Source organism: Shewanella sp. DC2-4 (assembly GCF_013248875.1).
Lineage (GTDB): Bacteria > Pseudomonadota > Gammaproteobacteria > Enterobacterales > Shewanellaceae > Shewanella > Shewanella oncorhynchi.
In genome coordinates this window covers 1,377,924-1,397,081 of record NZ_JABRVR010000002.1, presented here as the reverse complement: position 1 = coordinate 1,397,081, position 19,158 = coordinate 1,377,924, and the positions used below count along the sequence as shown (strand labels likewise).

The following is a 19,158-nucleotide window of genomic DNA, read 5'->3' as shown; positions in this document are numbered from 1 at the left end:
AAACTTTAGCTTAAGATAGCCATTTGTCATTATGAAACCAGAAACCGCGATTATACGCATTAAAAACTTAAGACTTCGTACTTTTATTGGCATTAAAGACGATGAAATCCAAAATCGCCAAGACGTGATCATTAATGTCGTGATCCATTATTGTGCCGAACGTGCCCGCAACAGTGACAATGTCGAGGATGCGCTCAATTACCGCACAATCACCAAAAAGATCATTGAACTGATTGAGAATAACCGTTTCTCATTACTCGAAAATCTCACCAGCCAAACGCTGGCCATCGCCAGTGAGCATCCTTGGATTGAATTTGCCAGTGTCGAAATAGACAAACCCCATGCACTACGCTTTGCCGATTCAGTCTCGATGGAGTTATGTTATCAAAAATAATCTGGCTAAAAATACTCCGACTAAGTGATCGTTGCACACCGCATTTTGGTATATATCCGCAGAGCTTAACCAATTAAGAGAGGTTCCATGAATATACTGATCACCGGCGCAAGCGGCTTTATTGGCCGCCAATTAGTCGAACGACTGGCGCCATATCATCAACTGACGTTATTAACTCGCTCGGTGCAACAAACACAAAAAGTGCTCGGCAATCAGCACCACTACCTCGAAAGTCTCGATGCGCTAAGCGACTTAAATCACATTGATGCCATTGTAAATCTTGCGGGTGAACCCATAGTCGCTAAACGTTGGAGTAAAAACCAGAAGCAACGTATTTGTGATAGTCGCTGGGATATTACGGCAAGATTAACTCAGCTAATACAACAGAGTAGCACTCCTCCTCAGATCATGGTGAGTGGTTCGGCAGTCGGTTATTACGGGCGGCACGATGATAAATTACTCGATGAGTCTAGTGGTGCCCATGTTGAGTTTAGCCATGACATCTGTCGAAAATGGGAGCAAGAAGCGCTAAATGCAACCTCAGAGCACACACGAGTCTGCATTATCCGTATTGGTATCGTGCTAGGTAAAGGTGGTGCCTTAGAGAAAATGTTACCGCCATTTAAACTCGGACTAGGTGGCCCAATTGGCCATGGACGCCAAGGTATGAGCTGGATCCATGTGCAGGATCTCATTTCCCTTATTGATTTTTTACTCACTCAACAACACTGTAAAGGCATATTTAATGCCACAGCACCCAATCCAGTGAGTAACGCTGTGTTTACCAAAGCGCTCGGAAAAGCACTTAATCGCCCAGCGTTAATCACGACCCCACCGCTTGCATTACGCTTAGCGATGGGCGAAATGTCGGAGCTGCTGACGGAAGGGCAATTTGTTTACCCCAAACGTGCCCTCGAAGCGGGTTTTCAGTTTCAATTCAGTGATCTCGATAACGCCTTAACAAACGTGTTAGCCAAATAGGCTAGCACGCTAGCGCCTAAACTCAGCTTTAATATGCTGATAAAATCAGTGGCTAATGCAGGTGGCATCTTAGTACTCAAATCCGCTCAACAACCAGGTATATTGTAACGTCAATCTTGCCATTATTTTAGCAACACTAGAAAAACAAGAATGTAACATCATGATTTATATTATGATTTAGCGACAATCCGTCCATTTTCTGCTAAACTCGCTTCCATTCGGTCATAGGAGGCACGCATTAACCGCCTCAGCCTTGACCACAGATAGACTCAGCAACACCTCATAAATAGACAGTTATTTATGCTCAGGAACAGGCTATTTAATCTACTGTTCTTGGTCTGTAGACCATAAAACGATACACGCTCGCGCCTACTCGTCCTTTAAATTTTTTATCGGATTGACACTGATCTGTCCTCGACATCAAGCGCTTAACATCCAGCATTAGCAGGTACTTAATAACAAGATGGGTTACTTCTCATTGGACATTGTGCCCAATGAAACGCCCGCACTAAGACAGTTTGTAAGGAATTTTCATGCACACGACCTATATGATTGGCGAGCTAGAATCATTTTTAATTGCCATTTTCGTGCTGTTTATCGGCCACTCTATCAATCGCCATGTACGTGTCTTCAGGCAATATAATATCCCCGAACCCATAGTGGGTGGCCTTGTTGTCGCCGCGGGAGTCACATTTCTTCACTTTCAAAATATCAGTCTCGACTTCAGCCTATCACTGCAAAATACCTTAATGCTGATGTTTTTTAGCACCATTGGCCTCTCGGCAAACTACAAGCTATTGCTCAGCGGTGGTAAAAAAGTCTTCATCTTTTTAGGTGTGGCCTCAGTGTATATTGTGATTCAAAATGCCGTCGGCGTCAGTTTAGCCAGCCTATTGGGGCTCGATCCCATCATGGGACTTATCGCAGGATCAATTACCCTGTCGGGCGGCCATGGTACCGGCGTCGCTTGGTCACAAACCTTTGCAGAGCGCTACGGTATCAACACCTTAGAGTTTGCTATGGCCGCGGCAACCTTTGGTTTGATCATGGGTGGGATCATCGGTGGCCCTGTCGCGCAGCGATTAATCGGTAAACATAATCTTGTTTCTCGCTATGGGGTTGGCCGCAAGCATCACAGTGAACATCCACATTTAGTGACATACGATCACTTAGAAGAAGATCAAGTCACCGCCAAAACCATATTAGAAACTCTGTTTGTACTGTTGTTGTGTGTTGCAGGATCAAAATGGCTCACGCTGTGGATCAGCCAATCGGGTATTGCATGGCTAAAGATGCCCGACTTTGTATATGCTCTTTTTCTTGGCGTGCTCATCGCTAATCTCACAGAACTCACCCGCGGTTACAAACCCCATACCGAAAGCATTGATGTGATAGGGACTGTCGCGCTGTCACTCTTCCTCTCAATGGCCTTAATGACTTTAAAGTTATGGGAAATTTTTGATTTAGCGATCCCGCTACTGGTGATTTTACTGGTACAAACCGCAGTGTTGGCCATTTTTGCCTATTTCGTGACGTTCAAAGTCATGGGCAGTAATTACGATGCTGCGGTGATCACCGGTGGACACTGCGGCTTTGGTATGGGTGCAACCCCAACAGCAGTAATGAATATGGGCGCGCTCGTCTCGCGCACAGGGCCATCACCCCAAGCCTTTATGGTAGTACCTATCGTCGGAGCCTTCTTTATCGACATAGTTAACTTAATTGTCTTACAGGGCTATCTGAGCTTTATGAAATAGTTGCTTATAACTCAATTACTTAAAAATAAGGCGCCGACTTTGGCGCCCTATTTCATGGTTCAAAATAGTTAAGACTAGAATTCACGCATTAAGCGTTCAGGCCGAGGCAGGTAATAATCATCATAATCAAGGGAGAAAACGACTGAACTTGAACGGCCAACAATCTCATCACGGGGCACGAAGCCAATAACCCGAGAGTCTGCGCTGTTATCACGGTTATCACCCAGTGCTAAATAATGCGCATCCGGCACTGTGACAGGTCCAAAATTGGCAAGCCTTGAGGGTACAGGGTTAAGGCGAATACTGTGGACCATACCGAGTAAATTTTCCTGCATTTCTGTCACATCAGCCGGAGCATAAGCACTCAATGCTTGGGATGTGTAGCTAAGCAGTTCGCCTTTTAAATACAAGCGATTATCCTGCATCATCACAGTATCGCCTGGCACAGCTATTACCCGCTTAATCAGCTTTTTATCGGCCTTTTTCGAGTCAAATACCACAATATCGCCACGAGCAGGATCTGCCAGTTTAACTAATGCGATATGCGTAAATGGCACCCTAAGATCATAAGCCATCTTATTAACAAGAATGCGATCCCCCTCGACGATAGTCGGCAGCATAGAACCCGATGGCACAGTATTCCAATCTGCCACAGCGCTCCTGAACACTAGCATTAAACTGATAAACAGAAAAAAGGAGCGATTATCCTTAAGCAGTTTTGTTATTCCTTTGAACATAATATTCCCTCTATGGCATATATAAGCTAGTCGCTGTTCTCAGTTAGATAGACCCATTGCGTTGCACTAAGTTCTGTTGCTACCTGCTTAAGCACAGATCAATTTGTAAGCCAATGTAAAAACGCATGTTCATGCTCAAATTCATGTTCGAGTCATGCTCAAACTCAGCAGAATCAGCCAGACAATAAAAAAGCACTGAGCTTAGGCAGCATCAGTGCTTTTAATTGTTAACTCAGCCTATTTACGTCATAAACTCAAGTGTTAACCCATGCAAGCAACCACTAGCTGCCCGCCTTTAATAGCTCAGAGCAAGATTGGCTGAGCAATTGTCGGCAACGCCACACCCCAAGTAAGGCGACAATTAAGGCTCCAGAAACTGGGGCAATACCCCACCAAGGCCAGTGCATGTATACATTAAGTTCAAATACTTGCGTCTTAAGTAGATATAACGCAAATTCGGCCACAATTACGGCTAACACACCCGCAATACCGCCAAGTAAGGCGAACTCTAAACCCGTTGCACTGCGCAATAACCATCCTGAAGCACCAAAGGTACGTAACACCGCCAGTTCACGTTGCCGAGTTGCCATGCCAGCCTCAGTCTGTGCAATCAAGACTAAGGCACTGGCTAATAACACTAAGGCCAGCACTAAAGACAACGACAGCGACACTTGCTCAATTATCTGCCGCAACTGCCCCACCATAGCGCCAACATCTATGATAGATATCGTCGGAAATTGCTGAATAAGCGCAAGGATCACTGCATCCTTAGGCGTACCATCAGCATTCATAGTCTTATCGTTAGTCGCCTGATCATTCAGATAGAAACTCGCCATCGAAGTATAAGCAAAAGGCGCGAGCGCTTCTTGGGTGAAAATCATAAAGAAGTTCGGTTGCAGCGTTTCCCAGTGTACGGCACGAATACTGGCAACTTTAACTGTGAGCTCTTGATTATCAATCACGTAAGTCAGCTTATCGCCAAGACCAATACCTAAACGCTCCGCCACGCCGGACTCCACCGACACTTCATCGGCGGCTTGATTAAAATGCCCCTCTAACAGTTCGTTGTTAGCAGGCAGTGTATTGCGCCACGTTAGGTTTAACTCGCGCGAAATGCCCACTCTCCCCTTTTCACCCGCTTCGGACTGTTCATTCGAAATCAGTGCTTCACCATTAATTTGGGTTAACCGGCCACGGATCACCGGATAAATGTCCGTCGCCACTATCCCCTTAGTAGTCATGAAATCATTCAAGGGCTTTGCATCATCAGGCGCAATATTGACAAGGAAATAATTAGGCGCATTTTCGGGCAACTGTTTTTGCCATTCGTTAAGTAAATCTTGTCTTAGCGCCAAAATCGTCAATAACAGTACCAGTGCAGCGCTAAAACCAACCAATTGCACCGCATTTTGCCGCGCACGACGCCTTAGCCCCGCCAGCGCTAATTGCAAAGGATTAGTAGTCTTCATACCAACACTGTGTCCCGCGCGGATCATCACAAATCCAAGCAGACTTAATAGCACAGCCAGCAATAGCACAGCCGCGACCACAGTCAGAGTCAAAGTCCAACTTTGGGAATACAAATAGCCCAGTAGCGCCATAGCCCCTAGACTCAGTAGCAAATGCAGCCACATACCAAGCTGTAAGCCTTCTAACTGACGCTGCAACACCCGAAGTGGCGGAATAGCCAGTAAACGCATCAATGGATAAGCCGAAAACATAAAGGCGCTGATGAGCCCAGTGCTGATACCGAGTAATAATGGCCGTGTGAGTGGCGGTGAATAGGCCGCAATTTCGGGTGGCAATAGATAACTGATCCCAAAATCGAGTAACCCTCCCCCAATTAGACCTAGACCAATTCCCAGTAGCGTTACCAACAATAAATGAGTACCAAACAACAGGCGAATTTGCTTTGCCGAGGCGCCAAAGGTTTTCAGCATGGCCACCACATCGTAATGGCGCTGACAATAACGCTGGGCGGCAATACCTATCGCCGCGCAGGCCAATGCAATGCCCATCAAACTTGCCAACAGTAAGAAGCGCTCCGCTCGCTTAACGGCTCCCGCAATAGGTGAGTCACCGGATTGCACATCGACCCAGCGCTGGGTGCTATTCAAAAGTGGTTTAACACTTTGTTCAAAGGCCGTAAGCGAGGCTTCATCGCCAGCAAATTGATACAGATAAGTCACGCGGCTGCCTGGTTGAATAACACCTGTTTTGGCGACATCTTCCATGCGCATCAATACCACAGGCGATGAAGCAAAAGGATTAAAACCTGCGTCGGGTAAGCGGCTGATCTCATTGCTGAGCACAAATTCGCTGTTACCTAGTTCGATGGATTTGGGATAACCCAAAAGTCCGCCTAAGCGAGTCTCAAACCAAATTTGATCCGCTTGAGGTAACGCCTTGGTTTTACCGCTGGTGAGTTCAATATCGCCCTTAAGCGGGTAACCCGACTCTACGGCGCGTACTGTGACTAACTGAAACTTATCTCCCGAATAGACCATGGAATTAAATTGCATGTTAGTCACATGCTTAAGCCCAAGCGCTTCGGCTTTGGATAAAATCGCCGCATCAATTTTAACCGGCGAATCGATAATACGGTCAGCAGCAATAAACTGTGACGCTTGACCACTAATTGCCACTTGCAGACGTTCACTCACCCGCGCTAAGCCACTCACAGACAAAACCGCGAGCGTAATAGCGAGGATAATCAATAACAATTGTCCTTGCTGTAACTCGCGTTTAAACAGGCGCCATGCCAGACTTAACTCCATTATTAAGCCTCCTTAACATCAGCTAGCAGTTCTGTTTGAGTGATATCTTCCTGTAAATGGCCGTTATCCATCACCAGTTGACGCTCACACCGCTTGGCCAGCAGCAGATCATGGGTAACAAGGACTAAGGTTGTATGGCTTTCTTGATTAAGCTCAAACAACATATCGGCAATCTTATGGCCGTTGACGCTGTCTAAATTGCCAGTTGGTTCATCGGCAAACAAAACTGTAGGCTCACAGATAAAAGCGCGGGCAATCGCCACCCTTTGCTGTTCACCACCCGAAAGCTGTTTGGGTAAATGGGTCAAGCGATGGGATAAACCAACCCGCACCAACATGGCCTGCGCTTTTTCCTTGGCATTGCTCACGCCCGCAAGCTCGGCGGGTAACATGACGTTCTCGAGTGCAGTTAAGGTATCCACTAACATAAAGGATTGAAAAATAAAGCTGACCTTCTGTTTACGCAGTGCCGCTTTTTGCTCCTCATTCAATGGTGATAATGCCACACCATCGAGCCAAATCTCCCCCGACGTAGGCGTATCAAGCGCCGCAAGCAATCCCAATAAGGTGGATTTGCCTGAACCTGATGGGCCGAGAATAGCCACACTCTCACCTTGCTTGACATCTAAGTTAATGCCCTTGAGGATAGTGAGCGTTCCTTCCTGAGTAATCACTGATTTTTCGAGGTTAACAACATTAATGGCACTGTTTTTTAAGATGACGTTAGACATAGGATCCTTCTTATATAAATCGTTCTGGTATCAATCGCTAAGATTAAAATCAATGGCGAAGACCCTAGGGGCATTCATCCTACTGAGTGTACTCATGGTCACGCCCGCTCACGCGGCAAAGATACTGATCCTCGGCGATAGCTTAGGCGCTAGCTACGGCATGGCAGAACAGTCAGGCTGGGTAGCACTACTGCAAAAAAATCTGCCCGAACATCAGTTTACCAATGGCTCAGTGAGCGGCGAAACCACAGCGGGCGGCCTACGCCGATTACCCGCCTTGCTCGATTCTGTTGCTCCCGACCTTGTGGTCGTTGAACTGGGAGGTAATGATGGTTTACGTGGATTCCCCCCAACGCAACTCGAAAATAATCTAATCCAAATCATTACCCTAGCCAAAGATAGCGGCGCAAAAGTGCTGCTGACCGAGATCATGGTACCGCCTAACTATGGCCCTCGCTATACCCAAAAGTTCACCCAAGTGTATCAAGACATATCTAAAACCCAGGATATAGTGTTGATCCCCTTCTTTATGCAGGATATCGCGCCCCATCCAGAATTAATGCAAAGGGATGGCATTCATCCCAACGAAAAGGCGCAAGCTCAGATTGCGGCTTGGATGCAACCATGGATAGAAAATGCGTTAACCCAATAAAATAGCTGCTATTTTAAGCTAACGAACCGCTTACTTAGCTAAACTCATGTTCAACGGATAAAAACGTGTTCTAACGCAAGATTAACCCTATAGATAAACAGTAAAATTCGTGTTAGCAAATGGTTAACTCAAACAAGGAGTCAATATGTCCCTTAGCCATCAGCAAAAAGTGTACATACCCAAGGAAGCCCGTACCAATCAATACATCACAGCCGAAATCAAGGTGACGGATGAGCTACTCAATCAATATCCCGATTATCAAAGCTGTTATCAAACGTTAAGCCGTTTGATATTTAATTTGGCAGAACAACACGATCTCCGTAATGTTCACGTGATCACTAACGATAAACTGCCAGTAGTGCGTTACCATACCGAAGCATATTGCTTCCAAACCACTGAACAAATTCTATTTTTTTATAACCCAGCCTACCACGAAGCCCAAAACTTATTCTCGCAAGAAAACTATCGCGCCCGCAAACTGCGCATTGTGTTTCTTGCCACAGGTGACGATATTCGCAGTAATTCCGCCAGTTTCCATATCAAGGTGCGTGAGTTGCTCACTGAATTAATGCCCTTAATGCCAATAAGCGATCTTAAGGTTAAGGTCCGCGACCATCAGCATTTATCCTATGATCTGTTCGCAAAAGCTAAGGGCTATAAAGAAACCTATGGTTATAAACTGCGCGCCATCGGCCCAAGATATAAAGCCAGAAAATGTGAGTTACCAGAAAACGTTAGCTCTCTTACCTATGTGACTGTGAGCTTGCCGCTGAGTCGCAAACTCAAACAGGGTTTATTACCTGACTCAGCCACTGACTTTACGCCTTTATATCAGCATCTTGAAGACTGCTTCCTCAAAGCGGCAGCGAATAGACAGCTGACACGCCTTGCTATGATAGCGAACGGCTTAACACCGCTTGTGCGTAACAGTAAGTTTGAAAAGCTCGACAGCAAAGCCGAAGTACAAATGATAGGGTTCGATCCTAATGCGACTGAGCAACAAGTGATCCGCCGCTGGGATGCCGATAACTTAGTCGAAGCTGCGCACTTTACCATAGTGGCAGGTACTAAGGATTGTGACGATTCGGGTTTCGGTCGCTTTATGAACAATGTTGAAACAGCCCTGAAGGCCTTTGCTGCGGACATAGGTGTCGATCCGGAGCGTGAAGATCTCATCGTACGCTTCCATCAACATATCAGCTATCAAATCTAACCCACTTCGGTATTAGCCGCGAAAGCTAAGCAAATGAAAACGCCTGCAAATGCAGGCGTTTTTACTTTTATTCACCAATAGACAGAATTACATAGGACGATTTTTTTCTATGAGGCGATTGAAAATAGCGTTCACAGACAAAGAAGCACCGTGGGCAATTTTATCGGCAAGTTTCTTTCTCACCTGATAACGTATCTTGTACACAGTACGCTCTGTGGCGAGTGACATTATCACATCATCGCTGGTCGAAATCGCATCAACTAAACCTAATTCAATAGCTTGCTGACCGTACCAATGCTCGCCAGTAGCGACTTTCACTAAATCCAACTCAGGGCGATACTTACCAACAAACGCTTTAAATAAGACGTGGGTTTCTTCGAGTTCTTCTTGAAACTTCTGTCTTCCCTCATCGGAGTTTTCACCAAATACCGTCAAGGTGCGCTTAAAATTACCAGCCGTATGTTGCTCATAATCAATTTCATGCTTTTTCAGCAGGCGATTAAAGTTAGGCAGTTGAGCAACAACACCAATAGAACCGACAATGGCAAAAGGTGCAGCATAAATTTTATTCGCTACACAAGCCATCATATAGCCACCACTGGCGGCGACTTTATCAACACAGACAGTCAATGGAATATCTGCTTGACGTAAGCGATCTAACTGGCTGGAGGCTAAACCATAACCATGCACCATACCACCGCCACTCTCTACATTGACAACCACTTCATCGCCTTTTTCTGCGATAGCGATAATTGCACTGATTTCTTCACGCAGTGATGCGACCTCAGCGGCATCGATACTGCCCTTAAAATCAATCACGAACACTTTGCCCGTGCAGGCTTCATCTGCGGCCTTGTCTTTTGCCTTTTCGTCAGCTTTTAATTGCTTTTCATAGGCTTTGAATTGTTTCTTTGACAGAAGTTCTTCTTTTAAGCCATGCTTAAGTTCTTCTAACTCTTCAGACAAGTTAGTGATCCTCAGCTCGCCCTTATCTGACTTGTGTTTTACAGTGGAAGCCAACACCACAATAATAACGGCAACGATTGCGACCACTATTGTGACGGCTTTCGCCAAAAACATTCCATACTCGTATAAAAATTCCAAAGTGTTCTCCGTTAGGGCGTTACATCATTCAGTCAATTGCGCGCTATTCTAACAGCCTAAAGGCCCATAAAAAAACCCAGCAAAGGCTGGGTTTTTCCGATTAAGGCAAGATTAGTTAGGACAAGTCGCAATGACCTCACTGTTTGTCACTAAAATCGTCGCATCGCCCTTACCTGCAGTAGCTGCATAGGTTGCCACTTGAGTCTGCATTTCAACCGTGGCAGCCGCGGCCATACCATCTGTTGATTCCTTTTCTTTAGGATCAACAATCGAACTGTGGTGACCTTTAGCGAAGCGTACAACGCCATGACCTTTGCTCGTGCTATCGGCACAAGGTAGCCCGATGGCAGCGATCAGCGGCTCAGTGCCCGATAATGGGAAGTTATCGACGCGATTAGGCAGCACTTGATCTGCTAAGTTACCGTTACCATCACCCGCCACTTCAATTAAGTGCACAGGTAAGCCTGTCGCTTTTAACATAGCAGCATGGTTAACAGGATCTGCAGAATCTACCGCTGTTTGAACCGCAAAGGCAAACGTCGGAATAAATTGGGAATATACCCCCTGCACCAGTGCCGCATATTCAGGGCTACCAGGCTCATAACCTGCTGTATTAGCCGCATCGACCTGTGCTTGGAAAGTTGCAGATGCCGTAATATTACTAAACAGTACTGGGCCAAAGGTTGCAGAACCTGCGAATGATCCTGCTAATCCACCTGCTGGCGCAACTAAGGATACAGCATTGATAGCATAAGCATTTGGCAAGGCATCGCCGGTTGCTGGATTCTTCATGCCTGTGCTGGCATAGGTCGCAAAATCGGTGCCCACAATGGCGCCTAAACTCAGACCTTGAGCACTGATTTTAGTCACATCAAATACTTGCGGCTGACCTGCTTGTGCTAAGCCCTGTGCTAAGCCCGTAAGGGCAAGACGCACCCCTAAATGGTCCATCGTCGCTTGGCGGAAGTTATCTCGCACCGACAAGGTGCTAGAAATATTTACAAACACCAACGGGTTACCATTTTTAAAGGCGTCCGGTTTACCGACAACTGCACCGAAGGCAGGATCTGTCGCAGAGACTTCATAAATCCCATCACCGTTAGCATCAAATGAACGCGCACCGTGAAGTGGCATATCAATAGCAACAGTTGCAACCCCCATTGCCGCATACGTGCCGGCATAGGCCAATGACATTTCTTTACCGCCACCTAAACCATGAAGGGCAATTGTTGTTGGCCAACCAGATGTAGGAGGAATAAACTCACGACCTTGCTGTTGATAAAAAGCAGCCAATTTCGTTGCATTGGGCATAGAAATCAGTACAGATACTGTTTCATAACCTTTGATTGCTGGAATAGGATTGAATTTAGTCAGATGTTTGGTTTTATCAACTGCCGTACCATCGTCTAAAACCCATGTTTTACCCGCCATTAACGAGGGATTGGCTAAAGCATCAGCAGGGTTGGCAATACCATTAGCCACCGCTTGCATACCAAAATTATTCTGGCTGAGTGTGCCCGCTTGCAGTGCTAGTAGCACAGAGACAGGGCTATCACCTTGTGCTTTCCAATGACCATTAATTAATGGTTTACCTTCAGCGGATAAACAACCAACTGAAGAACAATCACCGTAAATAGGCAGTTTAATTTTTGCCGTATACACATCAGCCAAGTTTGCGGCAACATAGGCAGCTCCAGCAGCTGGTGTTAAGCCCGCCACTTGAGCCACAGTCAATCCAGTCGGTGTTGGCATCTGGGCAAAGCTTGGTGCATAGGGAGCACCCTTCGCCATCAGCAATTTGGTGGTTTCATAGACGTTAGCAACAGACTGAGTGGTAAATAAGCCAGAGTAACTGATGGTTAAAGGATCGACCTTATGGGCCGCAGCAATCCCTTTCTCATAACTGTTCACTAAGGTTTGCAGCATCAATTGATCTGGCGTTTCTAAAGGTAACGTATTGATATCCAGCTTCAACAAACCATAGGTCGTTGAAGGAGCGATACCACGACCTTCAGAATCTTGAATAAGATTCGTTGTCGCATAAATATAAGATTGCCCGGCTTTGAGTGGCTTAAGCGGAATTATCACCACTTTTTTGCCCGAAGCGGTTGATATAAAGTCAACGCCAAACTGCAACTCAGCGCCCACTTTACAGGCTGAAACTGACGGTTTAGCCTTACATTCGGGATCAGATGATAATGCGCCGCCTACTGTGGCTTCAAACATTCTGACAGCACCCGGTTGCGCAACCGATGCCGCCATTAAGGTTAGCGGTGTACCGTCATGTTTTTTCGCCAAATCGATATCAATAGAAATCGGTGATGTTGTCGACCACCCATCTAACGCCCCAAGCGCTATTTGTGGATCAACATAATTGCCCGAGCTTTCACCCGGAATTGATAATGTGCCATCTTTGGTGCCACTGAACAGCAAATCATTCGGTAATGGAACTTTTGAATTAGCAGGGTCGAACACCATGTGCGATTCAGGGATGAGCACTTCTGTCTTATCCTTGAGTTCATTAAAACTGTCCTCACCACATCCTGTGAGGCCCAGTGCAGATGCAATCGCAACACCCAAAATGAGTCTTTTCATCTTTTTTCCCCAAATCTTGTTGTAATAGTTTTGTTTTCCCCAAGAAATTAGTCACAATAGCTTTTAGATCTGTGACCAATAGGGCTTATGTTAGCCCCTAACTCATTTCAAGTTAACGTAAAAATATTGAGTTAGCCACAAGTTTGTCACAAAGATTTTAGCTATTGATAACAAAGTTTCATTCATTTGTTTGAAACATGCGTTTATCACTTCGGCGACTCTAGAAGTGGCGGGCATTCTCGCCAAGAGGAAAAAGAGACTCATGTTGGAATATCAAGCAGCAAAAGATTTACTCAAGGGCAAGACAATTTTAGTCACAGGCGCTGGTGCTGGCATAGGCCGAACCGCCGCCATTGAGTTTGCAAAACACGGCGCCACTGTGATTTTACTTGGTAAAACAGTGAAAAAATTGGAAGCAGTTTACGACGTAATAGAACAAGCCGGTTATCCCAAACCTGCCATAGTGCCATTGGATCTTAAGGGCGCAACGGAACAAAATTATCGCGATATGGGCGATACCATAGCCGAGCAATTCGATCATTTAGACGGCTTATTACATAATGCTAGCTTACTCGGTGCCTTAGGTCCGTTTGAACACATAGATATTCCATCACTCGAAGACGTGCTCAAAGTGAACGTCACGGCCCAAGTCATGCTAACTAAAGCATTACTACCTGTGATGCGCCAAGCACCCAGTGCATCGATTATCTTTACGTCGAGCAGTGTGGGTCGTCAAGGCCGCGCTTATTGGGGACCTTATGCCTTCTCTAAGTTTGCCACCGAAGGCATGATGCAAGTTCTCGCCCATGAATGCGATGGCACCTCAGTTCGAGTTAACAGCATCAATCCTGGAGCTACCCGCACTGAGATGCGCGCTAAAGCGTACCCTGCAGAGAATCCACTGGATCTCAAAACCGCTGAAGAGATCATGCCGACCTATCTCTATTTGATGGGGCAAGATTCTAGTGCCGTCAACGGACAGCAGTTTAACGCACAGTAATCGAATCGCTTATTGAGTTTCTGCCGGTATGATTCAGCAATATTAAAGGGCCTATTTATGGCTCTTTATTATTTTAGATATTCTCAAAATGAAACCCAGAACTTGTCGATGATATTAAGTACGACAAAGATACCGCACCGCCAATCCTAGCTTAACTGAATTTTTGCAAAATAAATCATCGTTTTAGCTTTGGCGACTTTGTTTGACTCATCAAGCGAATTTTGTGTATCCAGCTGTGAGTCAGCTAACTCATGGCTGGAGTAATAACTTACCCACAACTCATTTCCGTCAATCACAACGCCCGCATAACTGGTATCGCCCTTCGATGGCAGTGTCAGTAGTTCTTGAACCACGCCAGTATCTGGATGAATTTCAACTAAAGCCGTACGAACTTGCTCATCGTATAAACGCACTACAGCCAACAAACGGGATTGATACATTAACATCACTGGCCCACCAATGCGCTTATCGAGTTCTTGCCATTGCCAATCAGTGAATGGCATTTGACTGCGGCCGAGTAAACCGACAAATTCTGGGCCCCATACTGGATCGCGCCTCAATAGACAAAAGCCGTTTTCTTGATGAAAAACAATGGCAGTTTCGTTGACATAACCTTGATTATTAAACACCTTTAACCAAGTCTCAAACTGCACCCCATCATCACTTTTATACAAGCGGGTATCGCCATCAGGCCCAGCGCGATAACCCACGCCATAGAGTGCATTTTGATGCTCGGTTAAGCGCCATAACCAATAGCCTTTATCAGCGACTTTTAACGCATCCGACCACGCTAGCCCATTGGCTGAGCGCCAAAGATGTGATTGTAAGCCGGACTTATCGTGTAAAGTCCCGCCGCCGAGTAAGAGTAATTCTCCTTGATACTCAATCAGTTTGCCATCGCGTAAATCCGCCTCATCCGAACGGATCAGCGCCACGCTCTGCCAAGTGTCGCCTAAATCCGCTGAGCGTAGAATTCGTAGCGCACCATCGGGTGACACATGGGCAGTCCCTTCACGGAAAACGCAAAACAGTGCCCCCTGAAACGTGATTAAATCGGTAAACGCATTATGGGCAGCGTGTTCCCAAATCCGTTTCACTGAAATTAGCTTCATCCATTCACTCCTCAATCCAACTGAGACTTGTTATAACATAGCTGCAAATAACAGAAAGCAAAAAGGCCGCTTAGCGGCCTTTTTCATTGGGATAAAACAACTTAGCTGCGCTGACGCGATGGCTTAGGTTTTCCCGATCCGGTTACTTTATGCTTACGTACGGCGCGGCGAATTTTAGCACTCTTCACCTGAGCACGGGCTACGCTGTGTTTATCAGCGGCGAGCATAGTACGAGTTTCGGGCTCAAGACCCGCCAGCTTACGCAAGTAGTTAACTTGCTCTACGGGCAATTCAACCCAGCCACCGCGAGGCAGTGATTTTGGCAGTTCGACCATACCATAACGAATACGGATCAAACGACTCACCTGTACTTCTTGGGATTCCCACAAACGGCGCACTTCACGGTTGCGACCTTCGCGTAAACACACATGCCACCACTGGTTCATGCCTTCGCCGCCCGCTGGTTTGATGCTATCAAACTGCGCAGGGCCGTCTTCTAACATGACGCCAGTACGTAAACGTTGTACTGTAGCCTCAGGGATTTCACCAAAGGTACGCACTGCGTATTCGCGGTCGACTTCGTTCGATGGATGCATTAAACGGTTCGCCAACTCACCATCTGACGTAAACAACAATAAGCCTGAGGTGTTAATGTCTAAACGACCCACCGCTACCCAGCGTGAATCACGCACTTTAGGTAAGCGATCGAATACCGTTGGACGGCCTTCAGGATCTTTACGACTACAAATTTCACCTTCAGGTTTATGATATGCCAGCACACGGCAAATAACATCTTCGGCAGACTTTAACGAAATGGCTCTGCCATCGATACGCACTTTAGCATCAGCTTCAATACGATCCCCAAGGCTAGCAATTTCACCATCAATACTAACTCGGCCTGCAGCAATCCATGCCTCCATCTCACGACGGGAGCCATGGCCTGCACGGGCCAAGACTTTCTGCAATTTTTCACTCATTAGTATTTTGCTCTTCTGACTGTTCTGGCGCTGATTTCAAACCTGAAAAAACCGCCTGCAATGACTCAGTATCCGACAGCGGCGGTAAATCCGCTAAGGTGTCTAAGCCAAAATATGCTAAAAATTCTAAGGTAGTGGCATATAACGCGGGTCGCCCCGGTACTTCTTTATGGCCAACTACTTTAATCCAATGTCTATCTGACAAACTTTTTATGATATGGCTACTTATAGCCACACCGCGCACCTGTTCAATATCGCCGCGAGTCACAGGTTGACGATAGGCAATCACCGCCAAGGTTTCTAATGTCGCACGCGAATATTTAGGCGCCTTTTCTTGCCACAGGGGTTGCAAAAAAGGACTCAAGACTTCTAAGGTCTGGAAGCGATAACCCCCAGCGACTTTCACAAGTTGTACACCTCGGTCTTGATAATCCTGCTGCAGCTCATCCAATGCAGCTTTTATTTTGTCTCTGGAAACCGTGAAATCCACCAATACAGTGTCTTTCAACATTTTCGCCGACAAGGGTTTCCCCAATACAAACAAACTCGCTTCAATAAGCTGTTTTAATTGAGTCGGATTTATCTGCATCAATTAATAGGCCTTAACGTAAATAGTTGAAAACGGCTCTGTTTGGTACAATTCCACCAATAATTCTTTGACTAATTCCATCAAAGCTAAGAAGGTGACTACCACGCCGGCACGGCCTTCTTCTAGGGTAAATAAACGTTCAAATGCCGTAAAATCTTCCGAGTTCAACATGGCTAAAATCTGGCTCATGCGCTCACGGGTCGATAACTGTTCACGCTTAACATGATGATCTTCATAGGCATCGATACGTTTGAGTACATCACCAAAGGCGCGGGCAATTTCAAACAGCGAAACTTCTGGCGGGATCATTAACGGCTTAATGTCAGGTGCTGCCACCGCTTTGGCTTGGAACACATCCCGCTCGAGTCGCGGCAAATCATCGAGTTTTTGCGACGCTTCTTTAATCACTTCATAGGCTTTAAGCTGCCGAATAAGTTGTGCCCGTGGATCTTCCTCAACCTCATCTTCGGCCACCATACGCGGCAGCAGCAAACGGGATTTAATCTCGGCAAGCGTTGCCGCCATCACTAAGTAATCGGCGGCAAGTTCAATTCGAGCCTGAGTCAGCAACGTAATATATTCTAAATACTGCGCGGTGATTTGCTGAATGGGTAAATCGACAACGTCTAATTTTTGCTTACGGATCAAATATAAAAGCAAATCCAATGGCCCTTCAAAGGACTCGAGGAATACTTCTAATGCCTCCGGCGGAATAAACAAATCCAGCGGCATTTCGGTCATTGCCTGACCACGAATAACGGCTAAGGGTAAACTTTGTTGCGTGCCCTGCATCCGCTATCTTGCTCCGTTAACACTGCGCTATCCAACCTAGGCTAACGCCAAACGCGCGATTATACCTGTAAATCTACGGCGATAAAACTGCCAAATGTTGACTACCACTATCCGAATCACTTACCCGCATCCATTAGCGATAAATCTAATGTGGCAGATTTAGAGGAACGGCGTGATATCACCCGCGCCTTCACGTAAAATCTCGGCGCCATCTTCAGACATATCAATCACAGTCGTTGGCTTTTCGCCTAAATAACCACCGTGGATAATCACATCCACTTGATGCTCGAGCAAATCACGAATTTGTTCAGGATCAGACTCGGCAAATTCTGCATTCGGCATCACTAAACTGGTCGACATCAGCGGCGCATCTAAGGCTTCAAGCAACGCCAGTGCGATCACATTGTCGGGCACACGAATACCTATGGTCTTTTTCTTGTCATTTTGTAAGCGACGCGGTACTTCTTTAGTCGCTTTGAAAATGAACGTATAAGGCCCAGGCGTGCAACTTTTTAGGATGCGATACGCCTGATTATCCACTTTAGCGTAGGTCGCAAGCTCGGATAAATCGCGGCACATCAAGGAAAAGTTATGATCGTTCTCAATTTGACGAATTCTCGCCATCCGCGTCATCGCGTCTTTCTCACCAATCAGGCAGCCTAAGGCATAACCCGAATCGGTGGGATAAACAATCACACCGCCGCTTTTCAATACGGCGACCGCCTGACTAATAAGCCGCGTTTGCGGATTTACTTCATGTACATAAAAAAACTGACTCATGGTCGTTCCATCCAAGATTCCGATTGCCAGACCCAATCAATACCTTGGGGCTGATACAGATTTTTACCTAATTCTATCCAACTGCTCGGAAAGTGAAAATCACTCCCTATCGATGCGAGCAACTGGTTTTGGACACTCAGCGCCACAAGATTGGCCCTGTCGTCTAACGTTTGCTGGCCAAGCACCACTTCCATGGCATCTCCACCCGCTTCTTTAAATTCACGCACTAAGCGCTTAAGCCACTTAGCCGATAACTTATAACCACTGGGATGCGCCAACACGGCTAATCCACCTGCGTTATGGATGATATCAATAGCACTGGCCATATCACCCCAATTATTAGGCACATAACCGGTTTTACCGCGGGCAAGGTAGCGTTTAAAGACACTGGGCATATCCACAGCATAACCATTTTCAGCCATCCAGCGAGCGTAATGTCCACGGCTCAATGCCGCATCACCCGCCAACGCCTTGGCACCTTCGTAAGCACCTTCAATGCCAGCTTTAGCTAATCTATGACCAATTTCTTGAGCACGTAATTCACGTAATTCACGCTGGTTTTCTAAAAATGCTAATAACGCTGGATTATCAGCATCGAAGTTAAGCGCCACTATGTGGATATCGTAACTGTTCCAGCGAGTAGAGATTTCCACGCCAGAAATCAATTTCAATGGAGTAGCTTGAGCCTGATTAAAGGCACGGGCTTCAGGTAAACCAGCCACTGTGTCATGATCGGTAATGGCAAATAACTGCACACCCTTTTCAAGGGCTCTGGCCACCAATTCAGACGGCGTTAACTGACCATCGGACGCGGTCGTGTGGCTATGTAGATCAGCCAATATGCTTTGAGTATTCATGGCGCTATTGTACGCGAACTTGTTAACAAATGCGCTGCTATCTCGTATTTTGTGGCTGAGTAACATCAATTTTATGCACCATTGCAGCGAATAAATCGCAGGAAGTGAAA

At 46.2% G+C, this 19,158-nt stretch carries 17 protein-coding genes; 6 read left to right on the top strand and 11 right to left on the bottom strand.

The window, feature by feature from the left end; translation table 11 throughout:
- Window positions 1–31: 31 nt before the first annotated feature.
- The 3 genes from folX to gltS all read left to right on the top strand — a co-directional run bounded on the left by folX (window position 32) and on the right by gltS (window position 3,132).
- The gene (gene folX, locus HQQ92_RS06885; protein WP_173244131.1) at window positions 32–394 is read left to right on the top strand and encodes a dihydroneopterin triphosphate 2'-epimerase; all 363 of its coding nucleotides are present in this window, start codon (window positions 32–34) and stop codon (window positions 392–394) included.
- An 87-nt stretch (window positions 395–481) separates the two neighbouring features.
- Window positions 482–1,375, top strand: a complete 894-nt coding sequence (locus HQQ92_RS06880) for a TIGR01777 family oxidoreductase (RefSeq protein WP_028760980.1) — start codon at window positions 482–484, stop codon at window positions 1,373–1,375.
- 533 nt (window positions 1,376–1,908) lie between these two features.
- The gene (gene gltS, locus HQQ92_RS06875) at window positions 1,909–3,132 is read left to right on the top strand and encodes a sodium/glutamate symporter (protein WP_113940752.1); all 1,224 of its coding nucleotides are present in this window, start codon (window positions 1,909–1,911) and stop codon (window positions 3,130–3,132) included.
- 74 nt (window positions 3,133–3,206) lie between these two features.
- Here gltS and lepB read toward each other — a convergent pair whose 3' ends face one another.
- The 3 genes from lepB to HQQ92_RS06860 form a co-directional block, all read right to left on the bottom strand.
- Complete coding sequence (gene lepB / locus HQQ92_RS06870) at window positions 3,207–3,869, bottom strand: signal peptidase I (protein ID WP_173244128.1); 663 nt, start codon at window positions 3,867–3,869, stop codon at window positions 3,207–3,209.
- 281 nt (window positions 3,870–4,150) lie between these two features.
- On the bottom strand, window positions 4,151–6,646 hold the full coding sequence (locus HQQ92_RS06865) for an ABC transporter permease (protein WP_173244125.1): 2,496 nt from the start codon (window positions 6,644–6,646) through the stop codon (window positions 4,151–4,153).
- A 2-nt stretch (window positions 6,647–6,648) separates the two neighbouring features.
- Complete coding sequence (locus HQQ92_RS06860) at window positions 6,649–7,377, bottom strand: ABC transporter ATP-binding protein (protein ID WP_028760984.1); 729 nt, start codon at window positions 7,375–7,377, stop codon at window positions 6,649–6,651.
- A 52-nt stretch (window positions 7,378–7,429) separates the two neighbouring features.
- On the opposite strand from HQQ92_RS06860, the gene HQQ92_RS06855 reads away from it, so the two are divergent.
- Together HQQ92_RS06855 and HQQ92_RS06850 are read left to right on the top strand one after the other, a co-directional pair.
- Complete coding sequence (locus HQQ92_RS06855; protein WP_028760985.1) at window positions 7,430–8,029, top strand: arylesterase; 600 nt, start codon at window positions 7,430–7,432, stop codon at window positions 8,027–8,029.
- A 145-nt stretch (window positions 8,030–8,174) separates the two neighbouring features.
- A complete protein-coding gene (locus HQQ92_RS06850) occupies window positions 8,175–9,242 on the top strand; it encodes a DUF3083 family protein (protein ID WP_028760986.1) in 1,068 nt (355 codons plus the stop codon).
- An 87-nt stretch (window positions 9,243–9,329) separates the two neighbouring features.
- On the opposite strand, the gene sohB is transcribed toward HQQ92_RS06850, so the two are convergent.
- Complete coding sequence (sohB, locus tag HQQ92_RS06845) at window positions 9,330–10,346, bottom strand: protease SohB (protein ID WP_105252126.1); 1,017 nt, start codon at window positions 10,344–10,346, stop codon at window positions 9,330–9,332.
- Window positions 10,347–10,457: 111 nt separating this feature from the next.
- Window positions 10,458–12,941: a VolA/Pla-1 family phospholipase gene (locus tag HQQ92_RS06840; RefSeq protein WP_028760988.1), complete on the bottom strand. Its 2,484-nt coding sequence runs from the start codon at window positions 12,939–12,941 to the stop codon at window positions 10,458–10,460.
- Window positions 12,942–13,203: 262 nt separating this feature from the next.
- On the opposite strand from HQQ92_RS06840, the gene HQQ92_RS06835 reads away from it, so the two are divergent.
- Complete coding sequence (locus HQQ92_RS06835; protein ID WP_028760989.1) at window positions 13,204–13,941, top strand: YciK family oxidoreductase; 738 nt, start codon at window positions 13,204–13,206, stop codon at window positions 13,939–13,941.
- Between the two features lie 146 nt (window positions 13,942–14,087).
- Here HQQ92_RS06835 and HQQ92_RS06830 read toward each other — a convergent pair whose 3' ends face one another.
- From HQQ92_RS06830 to HQQ92_RS06805, 6 genes are all read right to left on the bottom strand, one after another.
- On the bottom strand, window positions 14,088–15,053 hold the full coding sequence (locus HQQ92_RS06830) for an exo-alpha-sialidase (RefSeq protein ID WP_173244122.1): 966 nt from the start codon (window positions 15,051–15,053) through the stop codon (window positions 14,088–14,090).
- Between the two features lie 101 nt (window positions 15,054–15,154).
- Window positions 15,155–16,030, bottom strand: a complete 876-nt coding sequence (gene rluB, locus HQQ92_RS06825; RefSeq protein WP_028760991.1) for a 23S rRNA pseudouridine(2605) synthase RluB — start codon at window positions 16,028–16,030, stop codon at window positions 15,155–15,157.
- Entirely contained in the window at window positions 16,023–16,619 is a 597-nt protein-coding gene (scpB, locus tag HQQ92_RS06820; protein ID WP_011788946.1) for an SMC-Scp complex subunit ScpB, read from the bottom strand. Before scpB ends, rluB begins: the two co-directional genes overlap by 8 nt.
- Window positions 16,620–16,622: 3 nt before the next feature.
- The gene (locus tag HQQ92_RS06815; protein ID WP_105252121.1) at window positions 16,623–17,411 is read right to left on the bottom strand and encodes a ScpA family protein; all 789 of its coding nucleotides are present in this window, start codon (window positions 17,409–17,411) and stop codon (window positions 16,623–16,625) included.
- A 159-nt stretch (window positions 17,412–17,570) separates the two neighbouring features.
- Window positions 17,571–18,191 (bottom strand): L-threonylcarbamoyladenylate synthase, encoded by a 621-nt coding sequence (locus HQQ92_RS06810; protein ID WP_028760994.1) that lies wholly within the window; start codon window positions 18,189–18,191, stop codon window positions 17,571–17,573.
- A complete protein-coding gene (locus HQQ92_RS06805) occupies window positions 18,188–19,048 on the bottom strand; it encodes a PHP domain-containing protein (protein ID WP_173248605.1) in 861 nt (286 codons plus the stop codon). The genes HQQ92_RS06810 and HQQ92_RS06805 overlap by 4 nt, the downstream gene beginning before the upstream one ends.
- Between the last annotated feature and the right edge of the window lie 110 nt (window positions 19,049–19,158).